The sequence below is a fragment of the Deinococcus maricopensis DSM 21211 genome, assembly GCF_000186385.1.
Lineage (GTDB): Bacteria > Deinococcota > Deinococci > Deinococcales > Deinococcaceae > Deinococcus_B > Deinococcus_B maricopensis.
The window spans coordinates 669,858-690,655 of record NC_014958.1; the positions used below are offsets into that span (position 1 = coordinate 669,858).

General features: G+C 72.2%; 18 protein-coding genes. 9 read left to right on the forward strand and 9 right to left on the reverse strand.

The genetic code is table 11. The features are described 5' to 3' along the window. Positions 1–51: 51 nt before the first annotated feature. Entirely contained in the window at positions 52–1,860 is a 1,809-nt protein-coding gene (locus DEIMA_RS02955; RefSeq protein ID WP_013555747.1) for a S8 family serine peptidase, read from the reverse strand. A 219-nt stretch (positions 1,861–2,079) separates the two neighbouring features. Between DEIMA_RS02955 and DEIMA_RS02960 the strand changes: the two genes are divergently transcribed. Beyond that, positions 2,080–4,557: a tetratricopeptide repeat protein gene (locus DEIMA_RS02960; RefSeq protein WP_013555748.1), complete on the forward strand. Its 2,478-nt coding sequence runs from the start codon at positions 2,080–2,082 to the stop codon at positions 4,555–4,557. 33 nt (positions 4,558–4,590) lie between these two features. Here DEIMA_RS02960 and DEIMA_RS02965 read toward each other — a convergent pair whose 3' ends face one another. The 6 genes from DEIMA_RS02965 to mqnP form a co-directional block, all read right to left on the reverse strand. Continuing rightward, positions 4,591–6,162, reverse strand: coding sequence for a sensor histidine kinase (locus DEIMA_RS02965; RefSeq protein ID WP_013555749.1), 1,572 nt, complete (start codon positions 6,160–6,162; stop codon positions 4,591–4,593). 134 nt (positions 6,163–6,296) lie between these two features. After that, positions 6,297–6,974, reverse strand: coding sequence for a response regulator transcription factor (locus DEIMA_RS02970; RefSeq protein WP_013555750.1), 678 nt, complete (start codon positions 6,972–6,974; stop codon positions 6,297–6,299). A gap of 127 nt (positions 6,975–7,101) precedes the next feature. Then, complete coding sequence (locus DEIMA_RS02975; RefSeq protein WP_013555751.1) at positions 7,102–7,713, reverse strand: adenylate/guanylate cyclase domain-containing protein; 612 nt, start codon at positions 7,711–7,713, stop codon at positions 7,102–7,104. 98 nt (positions 7,714–7,811) lie between these two features. After that, positions 7,812–8,264, reverse strand: coding sequence for a hypothetical protein (locus tag DEIMA_RS02980; RefSeq protein ID WP_013555752.1), 453 nt, complete (start codon positions 8,262–8,264; stop codon positions 7,812–7,814). 36 nt (positions 8,265–8,300) lie between these two features. Then, entirely contained in the window at positions 8,301–8,594 is a 294-nt protein-coding gene (locus DEIMA_RS02985) for a hypothetical protein (RefSeq protein WP_148234884.1), read from the reverse strand. Between the two features lies 1 nt (position 8,595). Next, complete coding sequence (gene mqnP, locus DEIMA_RS02990) at positions 8,596–9,462, reverse strand: menaquinone biosynthesis prenyltransferase MqnP (RefSeq protein ID WP_013555754.1); 867 nt, start codon at positions 9,460–9,462, stop codon at positions 8,596–8,598. 74 nt (positions 9,463–9,536) lie between these two features. Here mqnP and DEIMA_RS02995 point away from each other — a divergent pair, with 74 nt between their 5' ends. Continuing rightward, on the forward strand, positions 9,537–10,721 hold the full coding sequence (locus DEIMA_RS02995; protein ID WP_245528343.1) for a lipid-A-disaccharide synthase-related protein: 1,185 nt from the start codon (positions 9,537–9,539) through the stop codon (positions 10,719–10,721). Between the two features lie 51 nt (positions 10,722–10,772). On the opposite strand, the gene DEIMA_RS18150 is transcribed toward DEIMA_RS02995, so the two are convergent. Then, positions 10,773–11,996: an MFS transporter gene (locus DEIMA_RS18150; RefSeq protein ID WP_013555756.1), complete on the reverse strand. Its 1,224-nt coding sequence runs from the start codon at positions 11,994–11,996 to the stop codon at positions 10,773–10,775. 17 nt (positions 11,997–12,013) lie between these two features. Between DEIMA_RS18150 and DEIMA_RS03005 the strand changes: the two genes are divergently transcribed. Beyond that, positions 12,014–12,685, forward strand: a complete 672-nt coding sequence (locus DEIMA_RS03005) for a glycosyltransferase (protein ID WP_013555757.1) — start codon at positions 12,014–12,016, stop codon at positions 12,683–12,685. Here DEIMA_RS03005 and DEIMA_RS03010 read toward each other — a convergent pair. Then, positions 12,639–13,847, reverse strand: a complete 1,209-nt coding sequence (locus tag DEIMA_RS03010; protein WP_013555758.1) for a glycosyltransferase — start codon at positions 13,845–13,847, stop codon at positions 12,639–12,641. The genes DEIMA_RS03005 and DEIMA_RS03010 overlap by 47 nt on opposite strands. Before the next feature lie 196 nt (positions 13,848–14,043). On the opposite strand from DEIMA_RS03010, the gene DEIMA_RS16710 reads away from it, so the two are divergent. The 6 genes from DEIMA_RS16710 to DEIMA_RS03040 all read left to right on the forward strand — a co-directional run bounded on the left by DEIMA_RS16710 (position 14,044) and on the right by DEIMA_RS03040 (position 20,749). After that, positions 14,044–15,135: a YkoP family protein gene (locus tag DEIMA_RS16710; RefSeq protein ID WP_013555759.1), complete on the forward strand. Its 1,092-nt coding sequence runs from the start codon at positions 14,044–14,046 to the stop codon at positions 15,133–15,135. Between the two features lie 87 nt (positions 15,136–15,222). Then, positions 15,223–17,010, forward strand: coding sequence for a translation elongation factor 4 (lepA, locus tag DEIMA_RS03020; protein ID WP_013555760.1), 1,788 nt, complete (start codon positions 15,223–15,225; stop codon positions 17,008–17,010). Between the two features lie 153 nt (positions 17,011–17,163). After that, complete coding sequence (locus DEIMA_RS03025; protein WP_013555761.1) at positions 17,164–18,105, forward strand: MBL fold metallo-hydrolase; 942 nt, start codon at positions 17,164–17,166, stop codon at positions 18,103–18,105. A gap of 86 nt (positions 18,106–18,191) precedes the next feature. Next, on the forward strand, positions 18,192–19,124 hold the full coding sequence (locus DEIMA_RS16715) for a GGDEF domain-containing protein (RefSeq protein WP_013555762.1): 933 nt from the start codon (positions 18,192–18,194) through the stop codon (positions 19,122–19,124). 72 nt (positions 19,125–19,196) lie between these two features. Further along, on the forward strand, positions 19,197–20,168 hold the full coding sequence (locus DEIMA_RS03035) for a sensor histidine kinase (protein WP_013555763.1): 972 nt from the start codon (positions 19,197–19,199) through the stop codon (positions 20,166–20,168). Further along, positions 20,165–20,749, forward strand: a complete 585-nt coding sequence (locus tag DEIMA_RS03040) for a response regulator transcription factor (protein WP_013555764.1) — start codon at positions 20,165–20,167, stop codon at positions 20,747–20,749. Before DEIMA_RS03035 ends, DEIMA_RS03040 begins: the two co-directional genes overlap by 4 nt. Positions 20,750–20,798: the final 49 nt, after the last annotated feature.

Genomic DNA, 20,798 nt, shown 5'->3' on the forward strand with positions numbered 1-20,798 from the left:
ACGAATTGACGCCCGCCTGGAGGGGGGCGGGCGTCTCGTGGAAGGGTGAGGTTAACGGACGAGCGTGACCTTGTCGATCGCGGCCGTGCCCGTGTAGGTGGTCTGCGCGTTCAGGTAGCCTTTCAGGACGACCTTCCAGGTGCCCGCCACCGGGTTCGGGATGCTGACGCTCTCGCCGGTGCTGGTGCCTTGCGCGCTGGAGCCGACCAGCACGCCCTGCGGGTTGTAGACCTCGAGGTCCAGGTCGTACGCGGGGTTGCCCCAGTCGGTCGAGACGCGCAGCGCTGACGCGCCACTCGGGACGTTCAGGAGGTGCTCGTCGTGCGCGGTCGTCACGCAGTTCACGAGCGGCGCGCACGCGCTCGTCGCGACCGTGCTGCTCCAGCCGGGCAGCGCCGTCGTCGTGACGGTGGTGCGGTTGGGGTTCAGGCGGGCCGCTTCGCGCACGGCGGCGTTCGCGTCTACGTACCCGTACCCGACTTCCCACAGTTCGCGTTTCTTCGTGATGACCTGACTGGGGTTCAGGCCGTCGTCCGCTGCGACGGTGTAGTACATGGGCCGCGAGGTCTTCTGGAAGATGCTCATGACGCTGTCGAGGTTCAGCTTCGGGTTCGCTTCGAGCATCAGCGCGACGACGCCGCTGATGTGCGGGGTGGCCATGCTGGTGCCGCTGATGGTCGCGTACAGCGGGTTGTCGGTGTCGGGCACGGTCGTCGCGGCGGCGCCGAGCGTGGCGCGCGCAGCGCTGATGTCCACGCCGGGCGCGGTGACGTCCGGGTGCACGTTCGCGTCGCCGGCGCGGCCGCGGCTGCTGAAGTCCGCGAGGTAACCCTTCTTGTCGCCGGCAGCGACACTGATGACGCACGGGCTCGCGCTGTACGGGTTGAGGGTGTTCGCGTCCGGCCCCTCGTTCCCGGCGGCGAACGTCACGATGACGCCCTGGTCGTACGCGCGTTTCGCGGCGAGGCTGATGGGGTTGTACGGCGCGAACTCGCCGCTGCTGCCCCACGAGTTGCTGATCACGCGGATGTTGTACGTGTCCTTGATGTCCGGCTTGAGCGCGAAGTCGAAGCCCTGCAGCGCGTACAGGATGCTGAGGCCCTCGCCGGCGCCGATGCCGACCAGCGTCGCGCCCGGCGCGACCCCCTGGCGCATGCGCGTGCTGCCGGCGGACGCTGCGCCGCTCCCGCCGATGGTGCTGGCGACGTGCGTGCCGTGCCCGCTGCTGGTGTCGCTGTCCGGCACGTCCGCGTACAGGTAGCCGCCCACGCCGACGTCCGTGACCGGCCCAATGATCTTGACGTTCTTGCCGACGTTCTTCAGGTCGGGGTGCAGGCCGTCCAGGCCGCTGTCGATGATGGCGACGCCCACGCCCTTGCCGTTCACGCCGTACGTGGCGCGCGCGGCGTCCGCCTTGATGTACTTCACGCTCTCCGCGAGGTTGTAGTGCAGGGGCGCGTCGGCGTACACGGACACGAGGCCCGGCAGGTTCGCCTGCAGCGTCTCGACGAGTTGCGGCGTGACGACCGTTTTTAGGGCGATGATCGGGAGGTTCTCCAGCGCGCCGAGGCCGCGCCCGAGGTCCACCGGGAGTTGCGCGTCCATCCAGTCGATGGCGCGGCCTTTGGTGACGTCGTCCGTGAACGACAGGATCAGCGTGCCGACCTGACCGTACCGGAGGTTGCTGTCCACCTGCACGCCGCTGGGCGCGGTGGCGTACAGGGCGCTGCACGCGGAGGTCGTGCTGCTGGTCGTCTGCGCGGCGACGGCGGCGGTCCCGGACGGGGTGGTAGGGGTGCTGGTGCTGCACGCCGCGAGCAGCAGGGTCAGACCGAGCCCGAAGGTGGACGTCTTCTTCATGATGTTCCTCCTGATGAGCGGCATTAGAGCAAACGCCTCTCAAAAAAACCGCAAAGCCTTCACATCGTCTCCTTCCCTTCAGGGACGCTCAAGGTGAGGTGCTCTTAACGGGAGGCGAACTCATGAAAACCGCGTGGCTTTCCATATCGCCTTCACCCCACGACAGGAGGCTCATGAGGGCGTGCTGGCATCACCGCCGGACGCGCCCTAGATTGATGTATGGTTTTGCTTCCCGCGCGGGTGCGCGCCCGCCTGGCCGTCCGGCCAACCGTGGTGGTTGCCCCCGTCGGCGTCGGGTTCGCGCAGGACGCGCTGCTCCAGTGGGCCACCGCGCACGGGTACACCGTCACCCGCGACCTCACGGGCGACGAAACCGGCCTGACCGTCTGGTGGCCCCGCTCACGCGGCGCCTTGGAAACACTCGGCAACCACGCAGACCCGCGCGCAGCCCTGCTGCTGGAGGAAGCGGACCTCACCTACCACCTGGAGGACTGGGCGAACGCGCTGCCCGGCCTGAGCGCCGACAAGGCCGCGGACAGCCACGCGCAGGCCGAAGGCTGGCCGGCGGCCCTCCCCCTCGCCGCGGCGCTCGCCGACCACCCGGCGACGGACCTCGCTGCGCACCCCCTCGCGCCTGCCCTGCTCGGACCGCTCCTGCCGCCCATGCCGCTGCGCTCGGCGTTCGAGCGCCTCGCGCCCGCCCCGCTCGTCACGCCCGACGTGGCGCGCCTTCTGGGAACCAGCGCTGACGACGTGCGCGCCCTCGTGGACGGAGGCTGGCTCACACCCATCCCGGGCGGCTGGCGAGCGCCGACGCTGCTGCGCCACCTCGCCGCACCCGCCGCGACCGCGCGCACCGCCGAACGCATCGCCCGCGCCCTGCACGACGCCGGCCACACCGACGCTGCCCTCGGCGCGCTCGCCCACGCGGGCGCGTGGCGGGCCTACCTGCGCCTCCTCGCCGCGCACGCCCGCGCGCAAGACGGCGAAGCGGCCCTGCGCGCCCGCCTGCGTCCCCTGCCGCCCGCCTGGGCCCAGCACCCCGACCGGCTGTACCTCGCGGGCCTGCTCGCCCGCGCTTCCGGCGACCTCGACGGTGCTGACGCCCTGTACCGCGCAGCCCGGCGCGGCGCCCGCGCCGGGCTGCGCCCCACCCTGCTGAACGCGCACGGCGTCGTGCTGGCCCTGCTGGACCGTGCGGACGAGGCGCTGCTCGCGTTCGAACAGGCGGAACGTGGCGCGCTCGGCGTTGTCGCCGGGGAGGCCGCGCACAACCGCGCCGGGCTGCTCACGCGCCTGGGCCGCCACGCTGACGCCGAAGCCAGCCTGCGCGCCGCCGTGGGCGCCTTCCGCGCGGCCGGGGACGCCACCCGCGAGGCGCGCAGCCTGGAGGTGCTAGGCACGCTGCTCACCGCGCGCGGCCTGCTCCGCGAGGCGCTCACGCCGTACGAAGGCGCCCTGCGGCTGCTGGACGCGCAGGGCGCGCACGCCAGCGCCGCGCTCGCGCGCGTGAACCTCGCGGAGGTGCACGCGCTGCTGGGCGACCCGGGCGCCGCCGAGCAGCACCTCGAGCGCGCCGACACGCCCGCAGGCCGCGACACGCACGGCTGGGCGGAACGCGGGCGCGCCCTCGTCGCCCTGCTGCGCGACGACCATGACGACGCCGCGCGCCGCCTCGCCGCCCTGCGCGCCGCAGCGCCCGCAGACCGCGCGCTGCGCGCCGAAGTGGCCCTGCTGCTGGCCCGCACGCACCGCGAACGCGGCGACGAGGCCGCCGCCCGCGCGGCCCTCGCAGACGCCCGCCCGCTCGGCTGGCGCGCGCGGCTCGAAGCGGCGCTGCTCGGCGACGGCGACCTCACGGCCGCCATTCAGGAAGCCCGCGCCGCGGACGCCCGCCACGAACTCGCGCTCGCGCTGCTGCACCGCGCGGACGGCGACGACCTGCACGAGGCGCTCGCGCTCATCCGCACGCACGGGTACGCCACGCTGCTGGGCGGCCCGCTCGCCACGCGCCTCGCCGGCATCGCGCACACCGACACGGCGCTGCGCGCGCTGTTCCCAATCAGCGTGGCGCTGCTCGGGCCGCTCACCGTGCGGTTCGCCGGGCAGACGCTGCGCCTCGCGGACTTCCCCACACGCAAGAGCGCAGCGCTGCTCGTTGCGCTCGCCGTCGCCGACCACCCGCAACCGCGGGAGGCCCTCGCGGACCGCTTCTGGCCGGACGCCAAAAACCCCCTCGCGAGCCTGCAGACCGCCGTGTACCACCTGCGATCCGCGCTGGGCGCGCCCGTCGTGCAGGGCGAGCGGGGCGTGCTGGCCCTCAGCTTCCCCGCGCGCGTCGACACCCGCCACCTCGAGGACGCCGTCGCCCGCGCGGACCTGACGGCCCTGCTGACGGCCCTGCCGCGCGGCCCTGAGGTGCCGGCGGTCCTGCCGGACCTCCCCGCGGACCTGGCCCGTGAACGCGAGCATGCCGAACGCACCCTCACAGACGCGTACCGCCTGCTCGCCGCCCACAGTCCCGCCAGCAGCGACGCGCGCCGCGACGCACTGCGCGCCCTGATCGCTGGCGACCCCTACGACCTCGACGCGCGTGAGCAGCTCGCCGCCCTGCACGACGCGCGCGGCGAACGCGAGGCCGCGGCGCAGGAACGCGCGCGCCTGCACGCGGCGCGCCACGAACTGCGCACGCGGTAGGGCCCGGCGCGTGTGGCCGGGCCCCGGTGGGTTTCAGGCGACGTCGTCCGGGTCCAGGTCCGGGACGTTCCCGATGGGCAGGCGCACGTGCACGGTCGTGCCGACGCCCACCTCGCTCTCCACCCAGATCTGCCCGTGGTGCGCGTCCACGATGCTCTTCACGATGGCGAGGCCCAGGCCCGCGCCGCCCTGATCACGCGAACGGGACTCCTCCACGCGGTAGAACCGGTCGAACAGCCGCCCGAGGTGTTCCGGCGCGATGCCGGGGCCGTCATCCTGTACGCTCAGGCGCACGCTGGGCGGCCCGGACGGGTTGGGGTCGCGCGCGCTGCGCAGCGTGATCGCGTGCGACCCGGCCTTCAGGGCGTTCGAGACGAGGTTGATCAGCACCTGCCGCAGGCGGTCCGGGTCGCCCTGGAAGGGAATCTCCTCGCCTTCGGGCGTGAGCGTCGCGCCCTGCGCCTGCGCGAGCGGCCGGAGTTCACGGGCGATGTCCTGCAGGAACAGGCACGACAGGACCGGCTGCAGGCGCAGCTGCAGCACGCCGCTGTCGCTGCGCGCGAGTTCCAGCAGGCTGCCGATCAGGCCGGTCAGGCGGTCCGCTTCGCTTTTGATGATGCCGAGGCTCTCGCGCTGCTGGTCGGTGGGTTGCGTGCGGCGCAGCAGGTACCCGGCGTGCCCGCTGATGGCCGTGACCGGCGTACGCAGTTCGTGGCTGGCGTCCGACGTGAAGCGCCGCTGCGCCTCGAAGCTGGCTTCGAGGCGGTCGAGCATGCCGTTCAGGGCGCGCGCGAGCGATTGCACCTCGTCGCCGGTGTCGGGTTCCGGCACGCGCTGCGCGAGGGTGCGGCCGCCGATGCCTTCGGCGGCCTGCTGCACCTGCCGCAGCGGCTTGAGCGCCTGCCCGGAGAACACGTACGCGCCGACGCCCGCGCCGAGCGCGCCGATCAGGAACACCACGAAGGTGATCAGGCGCAGGTTGTCGATGGTTTCGTAGACGTTCGTGAGGTCGCGCGCGACGTACACGACGGCGGTGGTCTTCTCGCTGCCGCTGCCGAGGCTGGCGCTCGGCGCGTAGGAGTAGTCGCCGAGCGCCACGAAAATCCGCACAGGCCGCGCCGCCTGCTGATACAGCGCGGGGAGCGCCGCCGTGAACTTCAGGTTCCGTTCCGGGCTGCGCTGCAGCTTCGTCCATTGCGGCCCCGTGAGCTCGATGGGGCGGTCCGGGTTGATCTGCCACAGCTGCCGGCCCTGCCGCGCGATCTGCTGCAGCAGGTCCACCGGGAGCGTCCGGACCGATTCGACGCTCTGGCCGATCAGGAGGTCCACCTGCAGGGGCGTGGCGGGGAAGGACGACTCGCCGATCTGCTGCAGGCGCGTCTGGTCGTCGAGCGGCTGGAAGGGGTTGCCGTTGGGCGGGCCGTAGGTGGGCTGGCTGGCCAGGTCGTTGAGGCGCATGAACTGGCCGTACGTTTCGAGCAGGTCGCTGTCGACGTTGTCGAGCAGGCGGCGCTGCATCACGCCGGTGAGGCTGACGCCCAGGACCACCAGCAGCGTCGTCACCAGCGTCGCGTAGAAGAACGTGAGTCGCCAGCGCAGGGTCATGCCCCACAGTGTAGAGCGGGGGGCGCGGTGCGCCGCGGAGTCTGAAGGTCACCCCGCGCGGCCCTCAGGAACGCTGGGGCGCGCGCGATATCGTGCGGGCCGAGGCCACCTGGCCCCGGCCCGGCGCGCGCATTTTATTCCTCGCGCAGGACGTAGCCGACGCCGCGCACGGTGTGGATCAGGCGGCGCTCGCCGCCCTCCTCGAGCTTGCGGCGCAGGTAGCCGATATACACGTCCACGACGTTGCTGCCGCCGGTGTACTCCGGCCAGACCTTCTCCTCGATCTCGAAGCGGGAGAAGACCTTGCCGGGGTTGCGGGCGAGCAGTTCGAGCAGCTCGAACTCCTTGGCGCTCAGTTCCACGCGGCGGCCCCCGCGGAAGATCTCGCGGCCGTCGAGGTTCATGACGAGGTCGGCGACGCGCACCTCGCCGGTCACGGCGGGGTTCACGCGGCGCAGGTGCGCGCGCACGCGGGCGAGCAGTTCCTCGATGCTGAAGGGCTTGACGAGGTAGTCGTCGGCGCCGCTGTCGAGGCCTTCGACCTTGTCCTGGATGTTGTCCTTGGCGGTGAGGATGATAATGGGAGTGTTGCTGGTCTTGCGGATGCGGCGGGCGACCTCCAGGCCGTCGAGGACGGGGAGCATGAGGTCGAGGATCACGAGGTCGGGGTTGACTTCGCGGAATTTGCTCAGGCCGGTCACGCCGTCGAAGGCGACTTCGGTGGCGTAGCCTTCGGCGGCGAGCTCCAGTTCGATGAAGCGGGCAATATCTTTTTCATCCTCGATCACGAGGACCAGGGGCTTGCGTTCCATGCTGCCCAGTCTATGGACGCTTCTCATGAGAAGACCCCCCGTTCACTTAACTGCTGTTCACTTGAGCCTGGACGCGCTTCCGCACGTCACTACGCACTCTCATGTGAACGGCAGGGACCGTATGGGCTCAGACAATCTTCATGTGAGATGAGTTTTGCAACCCGGTCACGCTCACGCCACTCGCGCTGGCCCGGTACGACAGGCACGGCTCCGGGAAACCGCGCAGCGGCAGCGGATCGGACGGCGTGAGCTCCGCGTGCGGTGCGTACAGCGGCGTGTTCGCGCACGTCAGCGTCCATCCGCGCTGCCCGGCATCGCACAGACGCCGCGCGAGGTTCACCGGCAGGCCGTACGCCGCCTCGATCCCGCCGATCACGCCCATCATGACCTCCCCGCACGCCACGCCGCAGCGCAGCTGCAGGTGCTCGCCGAGCAGCCGGGCGAGACTCAGGTCCGCGGCACGGGCGTGCGCCGTCAGGGCCGCTTCCAGCGCGTACGGCGTGTCCTCGATGTCCCACAGGCAGATGACCGCGTCCCCCTGGTGCTGCAGCACGTGGCCGCGCAGCATCTCTAGGTGCAGGTACAGCACCTGCATCAGCTCGCCCATCACGGCGGTGTAGTGCTCCAGCGGCAGCCGGTGCGCGAGGGACGTGCTGCCCGCCAGATCCACCACCACGGCGCAGACCGGGCGGCGGGCGCTGGGCGCACCAGGGGAGGAAGGCAGGAGGAGGGTCGTCATGGTGCGTCGCCGGAGCAACTCCTGCCTAGTCTAAAATGCCGCGGCGCGCAACACCAAATCCTCTAACAGAATTCTTACAAACGCCCCGCGGGCGCCTGTCATCCGCCAGGTGTCCCCCGTGCAGGCACACCTTCGGCCAGGAACCCATGCAGCGGCGGCTCCGTCTCGAACGCCACCCAGTCACCCACGCTTACGCCCGCCGCCCCGCCCAGCACGCCCAGCACCAGCGGCAGGCGCGCCTGCACCACCAGCACCTGCCGGGCCACGCTCAGCACCACCCCGACCCCCTCCACCGCCGACACGCCCACCGCCCCGAGCGCCTCCTCCCGCGCGTCCGACAGCGCCCAGCGGCGCGCCACGCCGTGCACGACGACGCGCGCAGGACCCGGCCGGGCCGCGTACGGCCCGGAACGGTCAAACAGGTACAGCACCCGCCCGCCCGCCGTGAACTCCAGCAGCGGGCTGCCTTCCGGCTGCGGGTACACCACGCCCTGCGCCGCGAACGCAGCGAACCGCGCCGCGAACTCTTCCGGAGTGGACTCAAGCGTCATGCCGCGCAGTGTACCGGACGCCCGCGCCCCCACGCCTCAGGGCAGGGGAGCGGCGCCGCCCAGCAGCGTCTCCAGGTCCGGACGCGGCCAACCGTGCGCGTCCAGCACGGCGTCCGCCCGCTCCAGCGCGAAGGTGCCTTCCACCTCCCGCAGCATGTGAATCAGCAGCACCCCAACCGCCCGCTCCAGCAGCGCCCACCCCGGCGAGCCCGGCACCTGCGCGTCCCGCGCGTTGCGCAGGCGTGCGAGGGCCGCGCGCTCCTCACCCGCCGCGAACGCCGCCCGCGCCGCGGCTGGCACGAGCGCCTCCCACCCGGCGGCGTGCGTCACGTCAGGTGAGCGTCCGGTACGTCACGTCCGCGATCACGCCCGCCAGCATCGTCAGCGCCAGCCACATGTTCGCGTCGAAGAACGCCACGTTCGCGCGCGTCAGGTCGTTCGGGTTCACCAGGCGGTGCTCGTACAGCAGAATCCCGCCCATCACCAGCACCGCCACGTAATACAGCGCGCTCGCGCCCACCACCACGCCCGTCGCGACCAGCAGCGCGAACGTGAGCGCGTGACTGCCCGCCGCGATGCCCAGCCCCCGCGGAATCCCGAAGCGCGCCGGAATGCTGCGAATCCCGTTCGCGCGGTCAAACGCGTAATCCATGGTCGCGTAGATCACGTCCAGGCCGATCATCCAGAAAATCACGACCGCCCACAGCAGCCACGCGCCCGGCGCGAAATGCCCTGTCACCGCAATCCACCCGCCCGCCGCCGCTGCGCCGTCCGTCACGCCCAGCCACGCGTGACACAGCCACGTGAACCGCTTCGTGTACGGGTAACCGATCAGGAACACCAGCGCGAGCGGCAGCAGCACCAGGCACAGCGGGTTGAGCTGCCACGCCGCGAACGCCATCACGACGACGCTCACGATCACCAGCGCCCACGCCTGCGCGGGCGTGACCTTCCCGCTGGGAATCTCCCGGCCCGCCGTGCGCGGGTTGCGCGCGTCAATGGCCGCGTCGATCACGCGGTTCGCGCCCATCGCCGCCGTGCGCGCGCCCGCCATCGCGAGCGTCACCCACAGCAGCACCTCCAGGCCCGGCCACCCCGTCCCGCGCGACTGCAGGCTCGCCAGCAGCATGCCCGCGTACGCAAACGGCAACGCGAACACCGTATGCTCGAACTTCACGAGGTCCAGGTACTTCTTCACCGCACCACTCTAGCGCCGCGCCGCGCGCGCAGGCCCGCCCGGGCTCACGCTTCCCGTGCGCTAAGATGCCCGCCATGCCGGACGCGCAGGTGCTGATCGTCTCCAACGGCGTCGCCGAAGACCTGATCGGCGCGCGCCTCGCCCACCACCTCCGGGGACGTGGCCTGCACGTCCAGGCGCTCACGCTCGTCGGCGCGGGCGGTGCGTACGCGGACGTCGCCGAACGCGTCGGCCCGGCCCTCGCGCTGCCGTCCGGCGGCTTCCCGTTCGGGAGCGCCGCGAACCTCCGCGCGGACCTGCGTGCCGGACTGATCTCCGCGTCGCTGCGGCAGTGGGCGGCCGGGTGGCGCGCCGGGCACGCCGCGCGCGGCGTCATCGCCGTTGGCGACGCGTACGCCCTGATGGTTGCGCGTCTCGCCGCGGGCGCCGCGCCCCTGTACCACGTGCAGCCGCTCGTCAGCGTCCACTACGGCGAGGGCATGACCGTGCGCGCATACCTCCGCGAACTCAACGCGCTCGGCGCGAACGCGTTCATGCCGTGGGAGGTCGCGCTGGCCCGCCGCGCCCGCCGGGTGTACACCCGTGACGCCGCCAGCGCCCGCTTCCTGTTCGCGCGCGGCGTGAGCGCCCGCCACTTCGGCAGCTTCGCCCTGGACGTCCTGCCCGATCCCGAACTTGACCTCACCCCCCTGCGGGATGGCCGGCCCGTGCTGGCGCTCGTACCCGGGTCGCGCGCCGACGCGCCCCTCAGCCTCCCCGTGATGCTCGCGGCCGCCACGCACCTCCCGGACCTGCAGGCGTTCGTCGCCTGGGCGCCGCCCTTGGACGCCCTGCCCATCCCGGACGGCTGGACCCGCGCCGACCGGAGCGCCGCGCACGTGACCCTCCAGCACGGCCACACCCGCGTGGAGGTGCTGCGCGGCGCGTTCGGCAGCGTCGCGCGCGCCGCGCGCGTCGCGCTCGCCACCGCGGGCACCGCCACCGAACAGCTCGCGGGCCTCGGCGTGCCCTCGGTCGCGTTCGTTACGGGCGGGCCGCAGTTCACGCCGACCTTCGCGGCCCGTCAGGCCCGCCTGCTCGGCGCGGCCCTCACGCTTACCCGCCCTGATCCGCACGCCCTCGCGCGGGCCGCGCAGCACCTCCACGCGCACCCGGCCGCGCGCGCCGACGCTGCCCGCGACGGCCGTGCCCGCATCGGGCAGGGCGGCGCCCTCCCGGAACTCGCCCGCGAAATCAGCCTCGACCTGCTGGGCCGCTAAGCGGAGGCGTGGGCGACCAGGGCCCCTTGCCCTGGCCGCCCACGCCTCCGCTCAGGCGGTGGACGTAGCCGTCCGGAAGCGGCTCAGGACGTACATCAACGCCACGCCGAACAGCAGCACGCTCGCCACGACGAACGGTCCGCTCAGGCCGAACTGGTCGTACGCGACGGCGCCCAGCAGCGGCCCGACACCCGTCCCGATGTTCTCCGCGCTCAGCACCGCGCCCCACGCGGTCGCGCGGTCCCGTTCCGGCAGCATGCGCGTCAGCAGCCCGCCCCAGCCGGGCACCAGGCCCGCGTACCCCACGCCGACCAGCGCGGCAATCGCGAAGTACGCCCACACCGGCGGTTTCAGCGCCAGCGCCGTCATGCCTGCCCCGGCCAGCACCAGCCCCACGATCAGCACCAGCCGCGGGTCGCGGCGGTCCGCGAGGCGCCCCGTGAAGTTCAGCAGCCCGTACGCCGCCGCGCCGCCGACCGCCAGCAGCGCTGGCAGCCCCCATACGCCCAGCGTGGACAGGCCCGAGTCATGCTTGAACCCGTCACTCTGCAGCAGCGGCCCCACCAGCGTTAGCGCGAGCGTCTGCACGACCGCGGCCGGCAGCAGGAACAGCAGCGTCCGGCGCACGCGCGGCGGCGCCTGCAGTGCCGCGTCCGGCGCGGGCGGCGCCTCCACCACGAGGTGACGGGGTGCACCCAGGGCCGCCAGCGTCGCCAGGCCCTGCATGACCATCAGCGTCAACCACGCGATGGGCAGGCCCCCGTGCATCTGCAGTTTCGTGAGCGGCGCGAGCGTCAGGAACGCCACGCCCGTGAACGGCGCGACGGCCATCGTCGCGAACCCCACGGCGCGCGCCTGCTCGCCCGCCTGCGCGCGCAGCGACGCGGTGGACAGCGTGCCCGGCCACAGCGCGCTGAAGCCCAGGCCGTGCAGCGCCGCCAGCACCAGCACCATCCACGGCACCGGCACCTGCGGCACCAGCCATACGGCCAGCAGCCCCAGCAGCCCACCGGCGAACGCCACGCGGTCCAGACCGTACTGCGTCACGAGCCGCCCGCCGAGCGCGCGCCCTACGGTGTCCGCCCCGAAGTGCACCGTCCACGCGAGCGCCACCAGCGACAGACTCATGCCGTGCCGCGGACCGTACGCGTACAGGAACGACGCGTACAGCCCGGTCCGCACGAACTCCGACAGGCACAACACCGCCAGCGCGGACGCGACCGTGCGGCGCGTGCCGTTCGGCCACGGCAGGGCGCTCACGCGCGCCGCCCGCATGCAGGTACGCTGAGGGCGTGTTCAGTGTCGTGGTGCCCGCCCGTAACGAAGCCGCCCACCTGCCCGCGCTGCTGCGCGCCCTCGCGGCGCAGACCCTGCCGCCCGCCGAGGTGATCGTCGTGGACAACGGCAGCAGCGACGCCACTGCCCGCGTGGCCCGTGCGGGCGGCGCGGTCGTCGTGCCGTGCGCCACGCCCGGTGTGGCCCGCGCGCGTCAGGCGGGCCTGGACGCCGCGCGCGCCCCGTGGATCGCCACGACCGACGCGGATTCCCTGCCGCGCCCCGACTGGCTGGAGCGACTCTCCGCGCACACGTCCGGCGCGGTCGCGCTGTACGGCCCCATGCGTTTCTCGGACGCCACGCCCGTGGACGCCGCCCTCAGCGAGGCCGGGTACCGGGTGTTCCTGCGCGCCGCGCACGCCCTCGGGCACGCGAACCTGGCCGGCGCGAACATGGCGTTCTCCCGCATGGCCGCGCACCTCGCCGGCGGGTACCCGGACGTGGAGGCGCGCGAGGACATCCTGCTCGGCGCGGCCCTCGCGCAGCTCGGCCCGGTGCGGTACGTGCCGGACGCCCTGGTGCTCACCAGCGCCCGCCGCATGCACGCGGCGGGCGGCTGGGCGCCCTTCCTGTGGCGGCACGTCAGGAACCTCGGCGGCCGAACAGCAGGGTACTTCGACGGGCGGTAACGTCGGGCGAGCGGTCCGTCCAGGGGCGCGCGCTCGCCCGCCAGAACGCCTCGGCGTACACGTCCAGCATGCGCGCCGTGACGCCCTCCACGGTGGACGCCCGCGCGAACGACCGCGCGCCCGCCGAGAAGGCCGTGTGCAGCGTGGAGCTGCTCAGCAGCTCGTGCGCGTGCCGCGCGAGGCCGGACGCATCGCCGGGCGCGACCAGGAAGCCGCTCTCGCCGTTCCGCACGCCGTCCAGCGTGCCCTGCGCGCCCACCGCGACGACCGGGACGCCCATGACCTGCGCCTCGTGCAGCACCAGCCCCTGCGTCTCGGTGTCACTGCCGAACAGGAACAGTTCCGCCTGGCGGTAGTACGCACCCATGTGCGCGAGCGGCACCGGCCCTACGAACGTCACGGCGTCCGCCACGCCCAGCCGCGCGGCGAGCGCGCGCAATTCCGAGGCCTGCGGGCCCTCGCCGATGATGGCGAGGTGCGCGTTGTGCTGCGTGCGCAACTGCCGCAGCGCCTCCAGCACCACCTCGAAGCGCTTCTCGTGCCCGAGCCGCCCCACTGACAGCAGGCGGCGCGTCCCGGCCGGCCAGGGGCCGGACAGCGGCGGCGCCGCTTCCAGCAGGCGCGGGTCGATGCCGGTCGGCACGACCCGCACGGGCCGCGTGACCCCGTACCCCTGCACGACGCGCGCGCTCTCGCTGCTGGGCGCCACGAGCACCTCGGCGGTCTCGTAGAAGCGCCGGGCGAGGCGCTGCACGGCCCGCACGCGGCGGTCCAGGCGCGACAGGCCCGGCACGTAGTGCGTGTACGCCTCGAGGTGCGTGTGGAACGTCGCCACGTGCGGCGCCTCCCAGCGGCTCGCGAGGCGCGCGCCCCACCAGCCCGCCACCCACGGCGTGTGCGTGTGAATCAGGTCAAAGCGGCCCAGCAGGCGCCGCTTGCCGGGCACGGCCATGCGTTGCCGCGGCAGCGCCGGGTTCGTGAAGCTCCGCAGGCGCACGATGCAGTCCTCCGTGTCCACGTACCCGGGCACCGCCGGCGTGATGATCCACGCGTCGTGCCCCTGGCGGCGCAGTTCGCGGGCGAGCAGCAGCACGCTGGTCGACACGCCGTTGTGGTCCGGCAGGAACACGTCCGTAAACAAGCCGACACGCAGGGGCCTCATCGCAGGCCACCTCCGTGCACGCGGCCCATCTTCTCGGTCCAATCCCGCTTCGCAGCGTTCATCGCCCCCACGATACCGCGAATGCTGTTCATGCGCGGCTCATTTGCTGAGCGTCGGCGATATATCCCATAGGGCATAGCCTGCGCGCCCACCCCGAGCGGCGCGTCCACCGAAAGGTGTGCGATGGTAAGGGCGCATGCGTCGCCGCACCCTCCCCCTGCTGCTCACCGCCCTCGCCGCCGTCACCCTGCCCCGGCTGCTGCACGGCCCACTCGGCCTGGGCGTCGTGCAGGGCGGCCACGGCGGCAAGAGCGAACTGGCCCTCACGTTCAACGGCGTGCCCGGCACGAACCTGCTCGCCGTCCTGCGCGCCGCGAACGTTCCCGCCACCTTCTTCCTGAAGCGCGAAGAGGCGCACCCGGAACTGCTCGCGCACCTGCGCGCCGAGGGGCACCAGGTGGCCCTGCGCGGCGGCACGTGGCGGTACGCCCCCATGGACGGCGTCACCCACGTCCGCCCGGACGGGTACACGCCGCTCACGGTCGCGCACGCCCGCCGCGCGCACCTTACGCCCACCACCCCGGGCGTACGGGTCACGTCCGCCGCGCACGCCCTGGACCGCGCGGAGCCCGGCGCCGTCCTCACGCTGCCCCTCGACCCGACTGGCCTCGCCGACACGCTGCAGGAACTCCGCGCGCGCGGCTACACGCTGCACACCGTCGACGCCCTGTACGGCCCGCGCCGCGGCACGCCCCGCGCCGCCGTGCTGCGCGCCTGGCGCGCCACCGTCGACGCGCGCTTCGACCGCCAAAAGAACCTCACGCCCCTGACGACGCGCGCCCGCGCGCTGTTCCGCCTCGGCGCCGCGCCCTACGAGGGCCCCAGCACCGTCAACGCCGAAGGGCGCCTCCTCCCGCACGGCGCGCCCGGTGCGGAACTGCACCTGCACAACGGCCGCTTCGTGGCCGTCGCGGACCTCAGCGCGATCACGGCCCTGCGCGCCATCCGCGACAGCCTCCGTGACGTCGCGCACGCCGTCCAGACCGACCCGCGCTACGCGGACACCCAGGTCGTGTGGGCGCTCACGCTCTTCCACGACGTGCTCGGCCCGCTCGGGTTCACCAGCGCCGACATGGCCGACCCACGCCAGGCGCGGCTGTTCGCCTTCGGCATGGACGCCCTGCGCCGCCTGTACGGCGCGCGCGCCACCGGCCGCACCATCCTGCCGAAGTACATCGTCATGGACCGCCAGACGCTGCTTGAACGCTACGGCCAGACCAGGGGCTGAGTGCCGCTCTCACCCCGGAGGGACCGCGCCCCGGGCCCGGCCGCGCGTCCCACTTTGCGCGCCCGCCCGGGCCGCTAGACTGTTTCGGTGAACGTTCGGAACTTCTCCATCATCGCCCACGTGGACCACGGCAAAAGCACGCTGGCGGACCGCATCCTGGAAAAACTGGGCGCGATGGGCGAGCGCGACAAGCGCGACCAGACGCTCGACACGCTCGAACTTGAGCGCGAGCGCGGCATCACCATCAAAAGCACCCCCATCCGCCTCAACTACACCCGCCCCAACGGCGACACGTACGTCCTGAACCTGATCGACACGCCCGGCCACGTCGACTTCAACTACGAGGTCAGCCGCAGCCTCGCCGCGTGTGAGGGCGTGTTGCTGCTGGTGGACGCGTCGCAGGGCGTCGAGGCGCAGACCATCGTGAACGCCTACCTCGCCATCGACAGCAACCTCGAGATCGTCCCGGTCGTGAACAAGATTGACCTGCCCGCCGCGGACCCCGAGGGCGCCGCGCAGGAACTTGAGGACGTCATCGGCATTCCCGCCGAGGACGCCATCTTCGCGTCCGGCAAGAGCGGCATCGGCATCGACGACATCCTCGAAGCGGTCGTGGAGCGCATCCCGCCCCCGCCCGGCGACCCGCAGGCGCCGCTCAAGGCGCTGATCTTCGATTCGTTCTACGACGCGTACCAGGGCGTGATCCTGTTCGTTCGGGTGCTGGAAGGCACCATCCGCGCGAAGGACGAGATGATGCTCTACCACACCGGCAAGTCCTTCGGCGTGGACAAGGTCGGCACCTTCTCACCCGGCCTGATCGTCGGTCAGAGCCTGCAGGCGGGCGAGGTCGGCTGGGTCGCCGCGAGCATCAAGGACATCCACGACGCGCAAGTCGGCGACACCATCACCCTCAAGGGCAACCCCACCCAGGAGCCGTTCCCGGGCTTCAAGCCCGCGCAGCCCGTGGTGTTCTCGGGGCTGTACCCCACCAACACTGAGGAGTACCGCAAGCTCCGCGAGGCCCTCGAGAAACTCAAACTCAACGACGCCGCGTTCACGTTCGAGCCGGAAACGTCCGAAGCGCTCGGCTTCGGGTTCCGCTGCGGCTTCCTGGGCCTGCTGCACGCCGAAATCATTCAGGAGCGCCTGGAACGCGAGTACGACCTTGACCTGATCGCCACCGCCCCGGCCGTCGTGTACCGCCTCACCCTCACCAACGGTGAGGTGTTCGAAACGCAGAACCCCGCCGAGTTCCCCACCCGCGACCGCATCGAGGTAATCGAGGAACCGTACATCAAGCTGAGCGTCATGCTGCCCGAGGAGCACGTCGGGCCGGTCATGCAGCTGCTGCAGGAACGCCGCGGCGTCATGCAGACCATGAACTACGTCGGCAAGCGCGTGGAGCTCATCTACGAGGTGCCGTTCGCGGAGATCCTGTACGACTTCCACGACCGCCTCAAGAGCATCAGCCGCGGCTACGCCAGCATGGACTACGAGATCATCGGCTACCGCGAGGGGGACCTCGTGAAGGTCGACATCTACGTGAACCAGGAAATCGTGGACGCCCTCGCGGTCATCGTGCACGAGGACCGCGCGTACGGCCTCGGGCGCAAGATCGTCGACCGGATGGCCGACGTCATCCCCCGCCAGATGTGGGCGGTGCCGGTGCAGGCCGCCATCGGCGGGAAGATCATCGCGCGCGCCACCGTGAAGGCCTTCCGCAAGGACGTCCTCGCGAAATGCTACGGCGGCGACATCAGCCGCAAGAAGAAACTGCTCGACAAGCAGAAGAAGGGCAAGGCCCGCATGAAGCAGATCGGCACGGTCGAAGTGCCGCAAGAAGCGTTCCTCGCGGTCCTCAGCACCGACGAGTAACCGCGCGCCGCCCCGCAAGGCCACAGCCGAAGCTGTGGCCTTCAGCGTTTCTTAGCGCGCCCGCGCCTTGACTGTCCGTTAAGTCGCCCGTACGCCCCCCGCTCATCTGCCCTGCGTACCGTACAGAGGCACATGCCCGGAGGAGGCCCAGCGATGACCCAGCAAGTCCCGCAAGTGTCCGTATTCGGCGGCACCCAGCTGCTCCGCCCGGACGTGATCCGCGTGCGCCTCCCCATGGTGAACGCCTACCTGATCGGCCCGCCCGGCGGAGACTGGGTGCTCATTGACGCCGGCATGGTCCTGAACACCCGCCTGATCCGCCAGGCCGCCCGGCAGCACCACGACGAACGCCCGCCGAGCGCCATCGTCCTCACGCACGGGCACCTCGACCACGTCGGTTCCCTGCACGCCCTGCTGCGCATCTGGGACGTGCCCGTATACGCCCACCCGCTCGAACTGCCGTACCTGACCGGGCAGCACCCCTACCCGTTCCCGGACCCCACCGTCGGGGGCGTCATGAGCGCCCTGTCCCCCGCGTTCGTGCCTGGCCCGTTCGACTTCCGCCCGAACGTCCGCACCCTCCCCGCCGACGGCAGCGTCCCGCACCTGCCCGGCTGGCGCTGGCTGCACACGCCCGGCCACTCGCCCGGCCACGTGTCCCTGTGGCGCGCGCAGGACCGCACCCTCATCGCCGGGGACGCGTTCGTCACCACCCGGCAGGAAACCGTGAACGGCGCGCTGCGCCTGCGGCCCATGCGCGTGCACCGCCCGCCCGCGTACTACACCCCCAACTGGGACGCCGCGCGCGAAAGTGTCCGCGTCCTCGCGCGCCTGCACCCGGACACCGCCGCCACCGGCCACGGCCACCCCATGAGCGGCGAACGCATGGCCCGCGCGCTCACGCGCCTCGCCCGTGACTTCGACCAGATCGGCCGACCCGAACGCGGCTGGTACCTGCGGCACCCCGTGCCCATCGCGCTGCCCACCACGCGCCTCACCGCGCCCACGCTGCGCCGCGCCGCGCTGCTCGGCGTCGCCCTCCTGGGCGCGGGCGCGCTGCTCTTCCGGCGCGGCGGGCGCGCCCATCCCGCGTAGGCGCCCCGAAACGGTGAGGCCTCTCTAAAGCCCTATTCGGGTATGCCGTATAAACCTCGCCGGCGGGTCGGCGATGATGAGCCGGTATGAATCGACGCGTGCGCGCATTCCTCCAAGGTGGCGGCAGGGTGCGCTGGCACCTCGTCACCCTTCTGATCGCGTCCGCGCTGGTCCTGCTCGCGTATGTCGCCCGGGAGGGCCTCTACCAGTTCGCGCCGGGCAGCGCGCCGTTCATGATGTTCTTCGCGTCCATCGCCGCGAGCGCCTACGCCCGCAGCGCCTGGGGCGGCGTGTACTCCACCCTGCTCAGCGGCCTCGTGGTGCTCCTCACCAGCACCCAGGGGCAGGCGCAGTCGGAACTCACGTTCGCGCTGTTCGCCCTGCAGGGCGGCATCATCACCGCCTTCGCTGCGCGCATGCACGGCCTCAACCAGCGCCTGCGCAGCAGCCTCCGCGAAGTCCGGAGCATGAACGAGGCGCTCGGCGACCTGCAGGCGGAACTCAGCATCGCCGCGTTCAGCGACCCGCTCACGCGCCTCGGCAACCGCCGCGCCTTCGACGAGGACTTCCACGGCACCTGCCAGGCGGCCCTCAGCGGCCAGCACCCCTTCAGCGTCGCCCTCATCGACCTCGACGGCCTCAAGCAGATCAACGACGCCGAAGGGCACCTGCGCGGCGACGCCCTCATCAAAACGTTCGCTGCGTGCCTCCAGAGCGCCCTCCCCGCCGACGCGCGCGTGTACCGCTTCGGCGGCGACGAGTTCGCGATCATCTGGCCGGGCCTCACCACCGCGAACGCCCGCCTCGCCACCGAAAGCGTCGCGCAGGCCGCGCGGTTCACCCGCGACCTCGGCTTCCCGGCCGCGGGCGCCAGTGTCGGCGTCGCGTGCATCCCCGACGAAGCCCGCGCCGAATCCGACGCGCTGCGCCTCAGCGACAGCCGCCTCTACCAGCACAAACGCGGCCGCCGCACCCCCGAACCCGACCGCGACGCCTTCCTGCGCCCCGCCCACGCCTGAACGCGCCCGCGCGGGGCGGCGCTGTGAAATCCCACGCGCACGCCCCACCACCCCGCCCCTACACTGAGGAGCGTGCGGCCCTTCCACTCCCTGCGGGCGCAAGTGACGCTGGTGGTGTTCCTCACGGCGTTCATCCCGAACGTCGCCGTGTCCCTCACGCTCGGCCTGTTCCACTTAGACGGCCGCCTGCTCGCCTGGCTCGCCCTCGTCGGCCTCATCAGCGGCGTCAGCGCGTACATCGTCACCGGCGCGCTCCTGCGCCCCGCCCTGCGCCTCCGCGCCGAAGTCGACGCCGGCACGTTCGCCGCGAGCCTCCCCGACGACCCCAGCGAAGTGCAGGCCCTGCGCAGCGCCTTCACCCGCCTCGTCGCGCGCGTCCACGCCGAACAGGCCCGCCGCGCCGCCTTCATGGCCACCCTCGTCCACGACCTCAAAACGCCCCTGATCGCCACCGGGCACCTCGCCGGCGTACTCGCTAGCCCCGACCTGCCCCCCGCTGAACGCACCCACCTCGTCCGCGAAATGCAGGCCGAAACGGACCGCCTCCTCGCGCTCGTGCAGCAGATGAGCGACGCGCACCGCTTCGAACGCGAAGACGTCCACCTCAACCGCGCGCCCACCGACCTGCGCGCCCTCGCCGAGCGCGTCGCCACCCGCGCCCGCCAGAGCGCCCCCCGCCTCACCGTCACCGTCACCGGCGACGCCCACGCTCACATCGACGCGCGCGTCCTCGAACGCGCCGCCCTGAACCTCACCGACAACGCCGTCCGCTACGCCACCCGCACCGTCACCCTGCACGTCACCCCGCACCACCTGTGCGTCACCGACGACGGTCCTGGCCTCAGCGCCCCCCTCAGCACCCTCGCGCAACCCTTCAACGCGCAACCCACCACCATCGCCGGGCACCAGTACACCGCCGGCACCGCCGGCCTCGGCCTGTACATCGCCCGCCGCATCGCCGAAGCGCACGGCGGCACCCTCGCCTACACCCACGACGACACCGGCACGCACTTCACGCTCAGCTGGGCGGAGGAAACCGCATGAACGTCCTCATCGCCGACGACCACCCCCTCTTCCGCATGGGCCTGCGCTACGCCCTCACCGCGCAAGGCTTCACCGTTATCGCCGAAGCCGCCGACGGCCACGCCGCCCTGCAGCTTGCCCTCACGCACCGCCCCGACGTGGCCCTGCTCGACGTGAAAATGCCCGGCCTGACCGGCATCGAGGTCGCCGAACGCCTCCGCACCACCGCTCCCGGCGTCCTCGTCGCCCTGATCACAACCTTCCAGGAGCCCGCCATCATCCAGTCCGCGCGCCGCGCGGGCGCCCGCGCGTACCTCAGCAAGGAAACGCCCCCGCAGGACCTCGCGCGGCAACTGCGCGCCCTGATGGACCGCCCGTTCGACGACCACCTCCCACACGTGACGGTCCCCACGCTCACGCCCCGTGAAGGGGACGTGCTGCGCCTCCTCGCGGACGGCCAGAGCAATAAGGAAATCGCCCGCAGCCTCGGCGTCAGCCCCGAAACCGTCAAGGAGCACCTCGCGCGCATGTACGTGAAACTCGACGCGCCGGACCGCGTGAGCGCCCTCAACAAAGCCCGCACCCTCGGCCTCATCGAGTGAGCCCCGTACCAACAATGCAGAAAAGACCCCCACCGAAGTGGGGGGTCTT

Excerpts from the sequence above, each read along its gene's own strand:
- DEIMA_RS02955 (WP_013555747.1), bottom strand. The coding sequence starts at position 1,860 with ATGAAGAAGACGTCCACCTTCGGGCTCGGTCTGACCCTGCTGCTCGCG.
- DEIMA_RS02960 (WP_013555748.1), top strand. The coding sequence starts at position 2,080 with ATGGTTTTGCTTCCCGCGCGGGTGCGCGCCCGCCTGGCCGTCCGGCCA.
- DEIMA_RS02965 (WP_013555749.1), bottom strand. The coding sequence starts at position 6,162 with ATGACCCTGCGCTGGCGACTCACGTTCTTCTACGCGACGCTGGTGACG.
- DEIMA_RS02970 (WP_013555750.1), bottom strand. The coding sequence starts at position 6,974 with ATGGAACGCAAGCCCCTGGTCCTCGTGATCGAGGATGAAAAAGATATT.
- DEIMA_RS02975 (WP_013555751.1), bottom strand. The coding sequence starts at position 7,713 with ATGACGACCCTCCTCCTGCCTTCCTCCCCTGGTGCGCCCAGCGCCCGC.
- DEIMA_RS02980 (WP_013555752.1), bottom strand. The coding sequence starts at position 8,264 with ATGACGCTTGAGTCCACTCCGGAAGAGTTCGCGGCGCGGTTCGCTGCG.
- DEIMA_RS02995 (WP_245528343.1), top strand. The coding sequence starts at position 9,537 with ATGCCGGACGCGCAGGTGCTGATCGTCTCCAACGGCGTCGCCGAAGAC.
- DEIMA_RS18150 (WP_013555756.1), bottom strand. The coding sequence starts at position 11,996 with ATGCGGGCGGCGCGCGTGAGCGCCCTGCCGTGGCCGAACGGCACGCGC.
- DEIMA_RS03010 (WP_013555758.1), bottom strand. The coding sequence starts at position 13,847 with ATGAGGCCCCTGCGTGTCGGCTTGTTTACGGACGTGTTCCTGCCGGAC.
- DEIMA_RS16710 (WP_013555759.1), top strand. The coding sequence starts at position 14,044 with ATGCGTCGCCGCACCCTCCCCCTGCTGCTCACCGCCCTCGCCGCCGTC.
- DEIMA_RS03025 (WP_013555761.1), top strand. The coding sequence starts at position 17,164 with ATGACCCAGCAAGTCCCGCAAGTGTCCGTATTCGGCGGCACCCAGCTG.
- DEIMA_RS16715 (WP_013555762.1), top strand. The coding sequence starts at position 18,192 with ATGAATCGACGCGTGCGCGCATTCCTCCAAGGTGGCGGCAGGGTGCGC.
- DEIMA_RS03040 (WP_013555764.1), top strand. The coding sequence starts at position 20,165 with ATGAACGTCCTCATCGCCGACGACCACCCCCTCTTCCGCATGGGCCTG.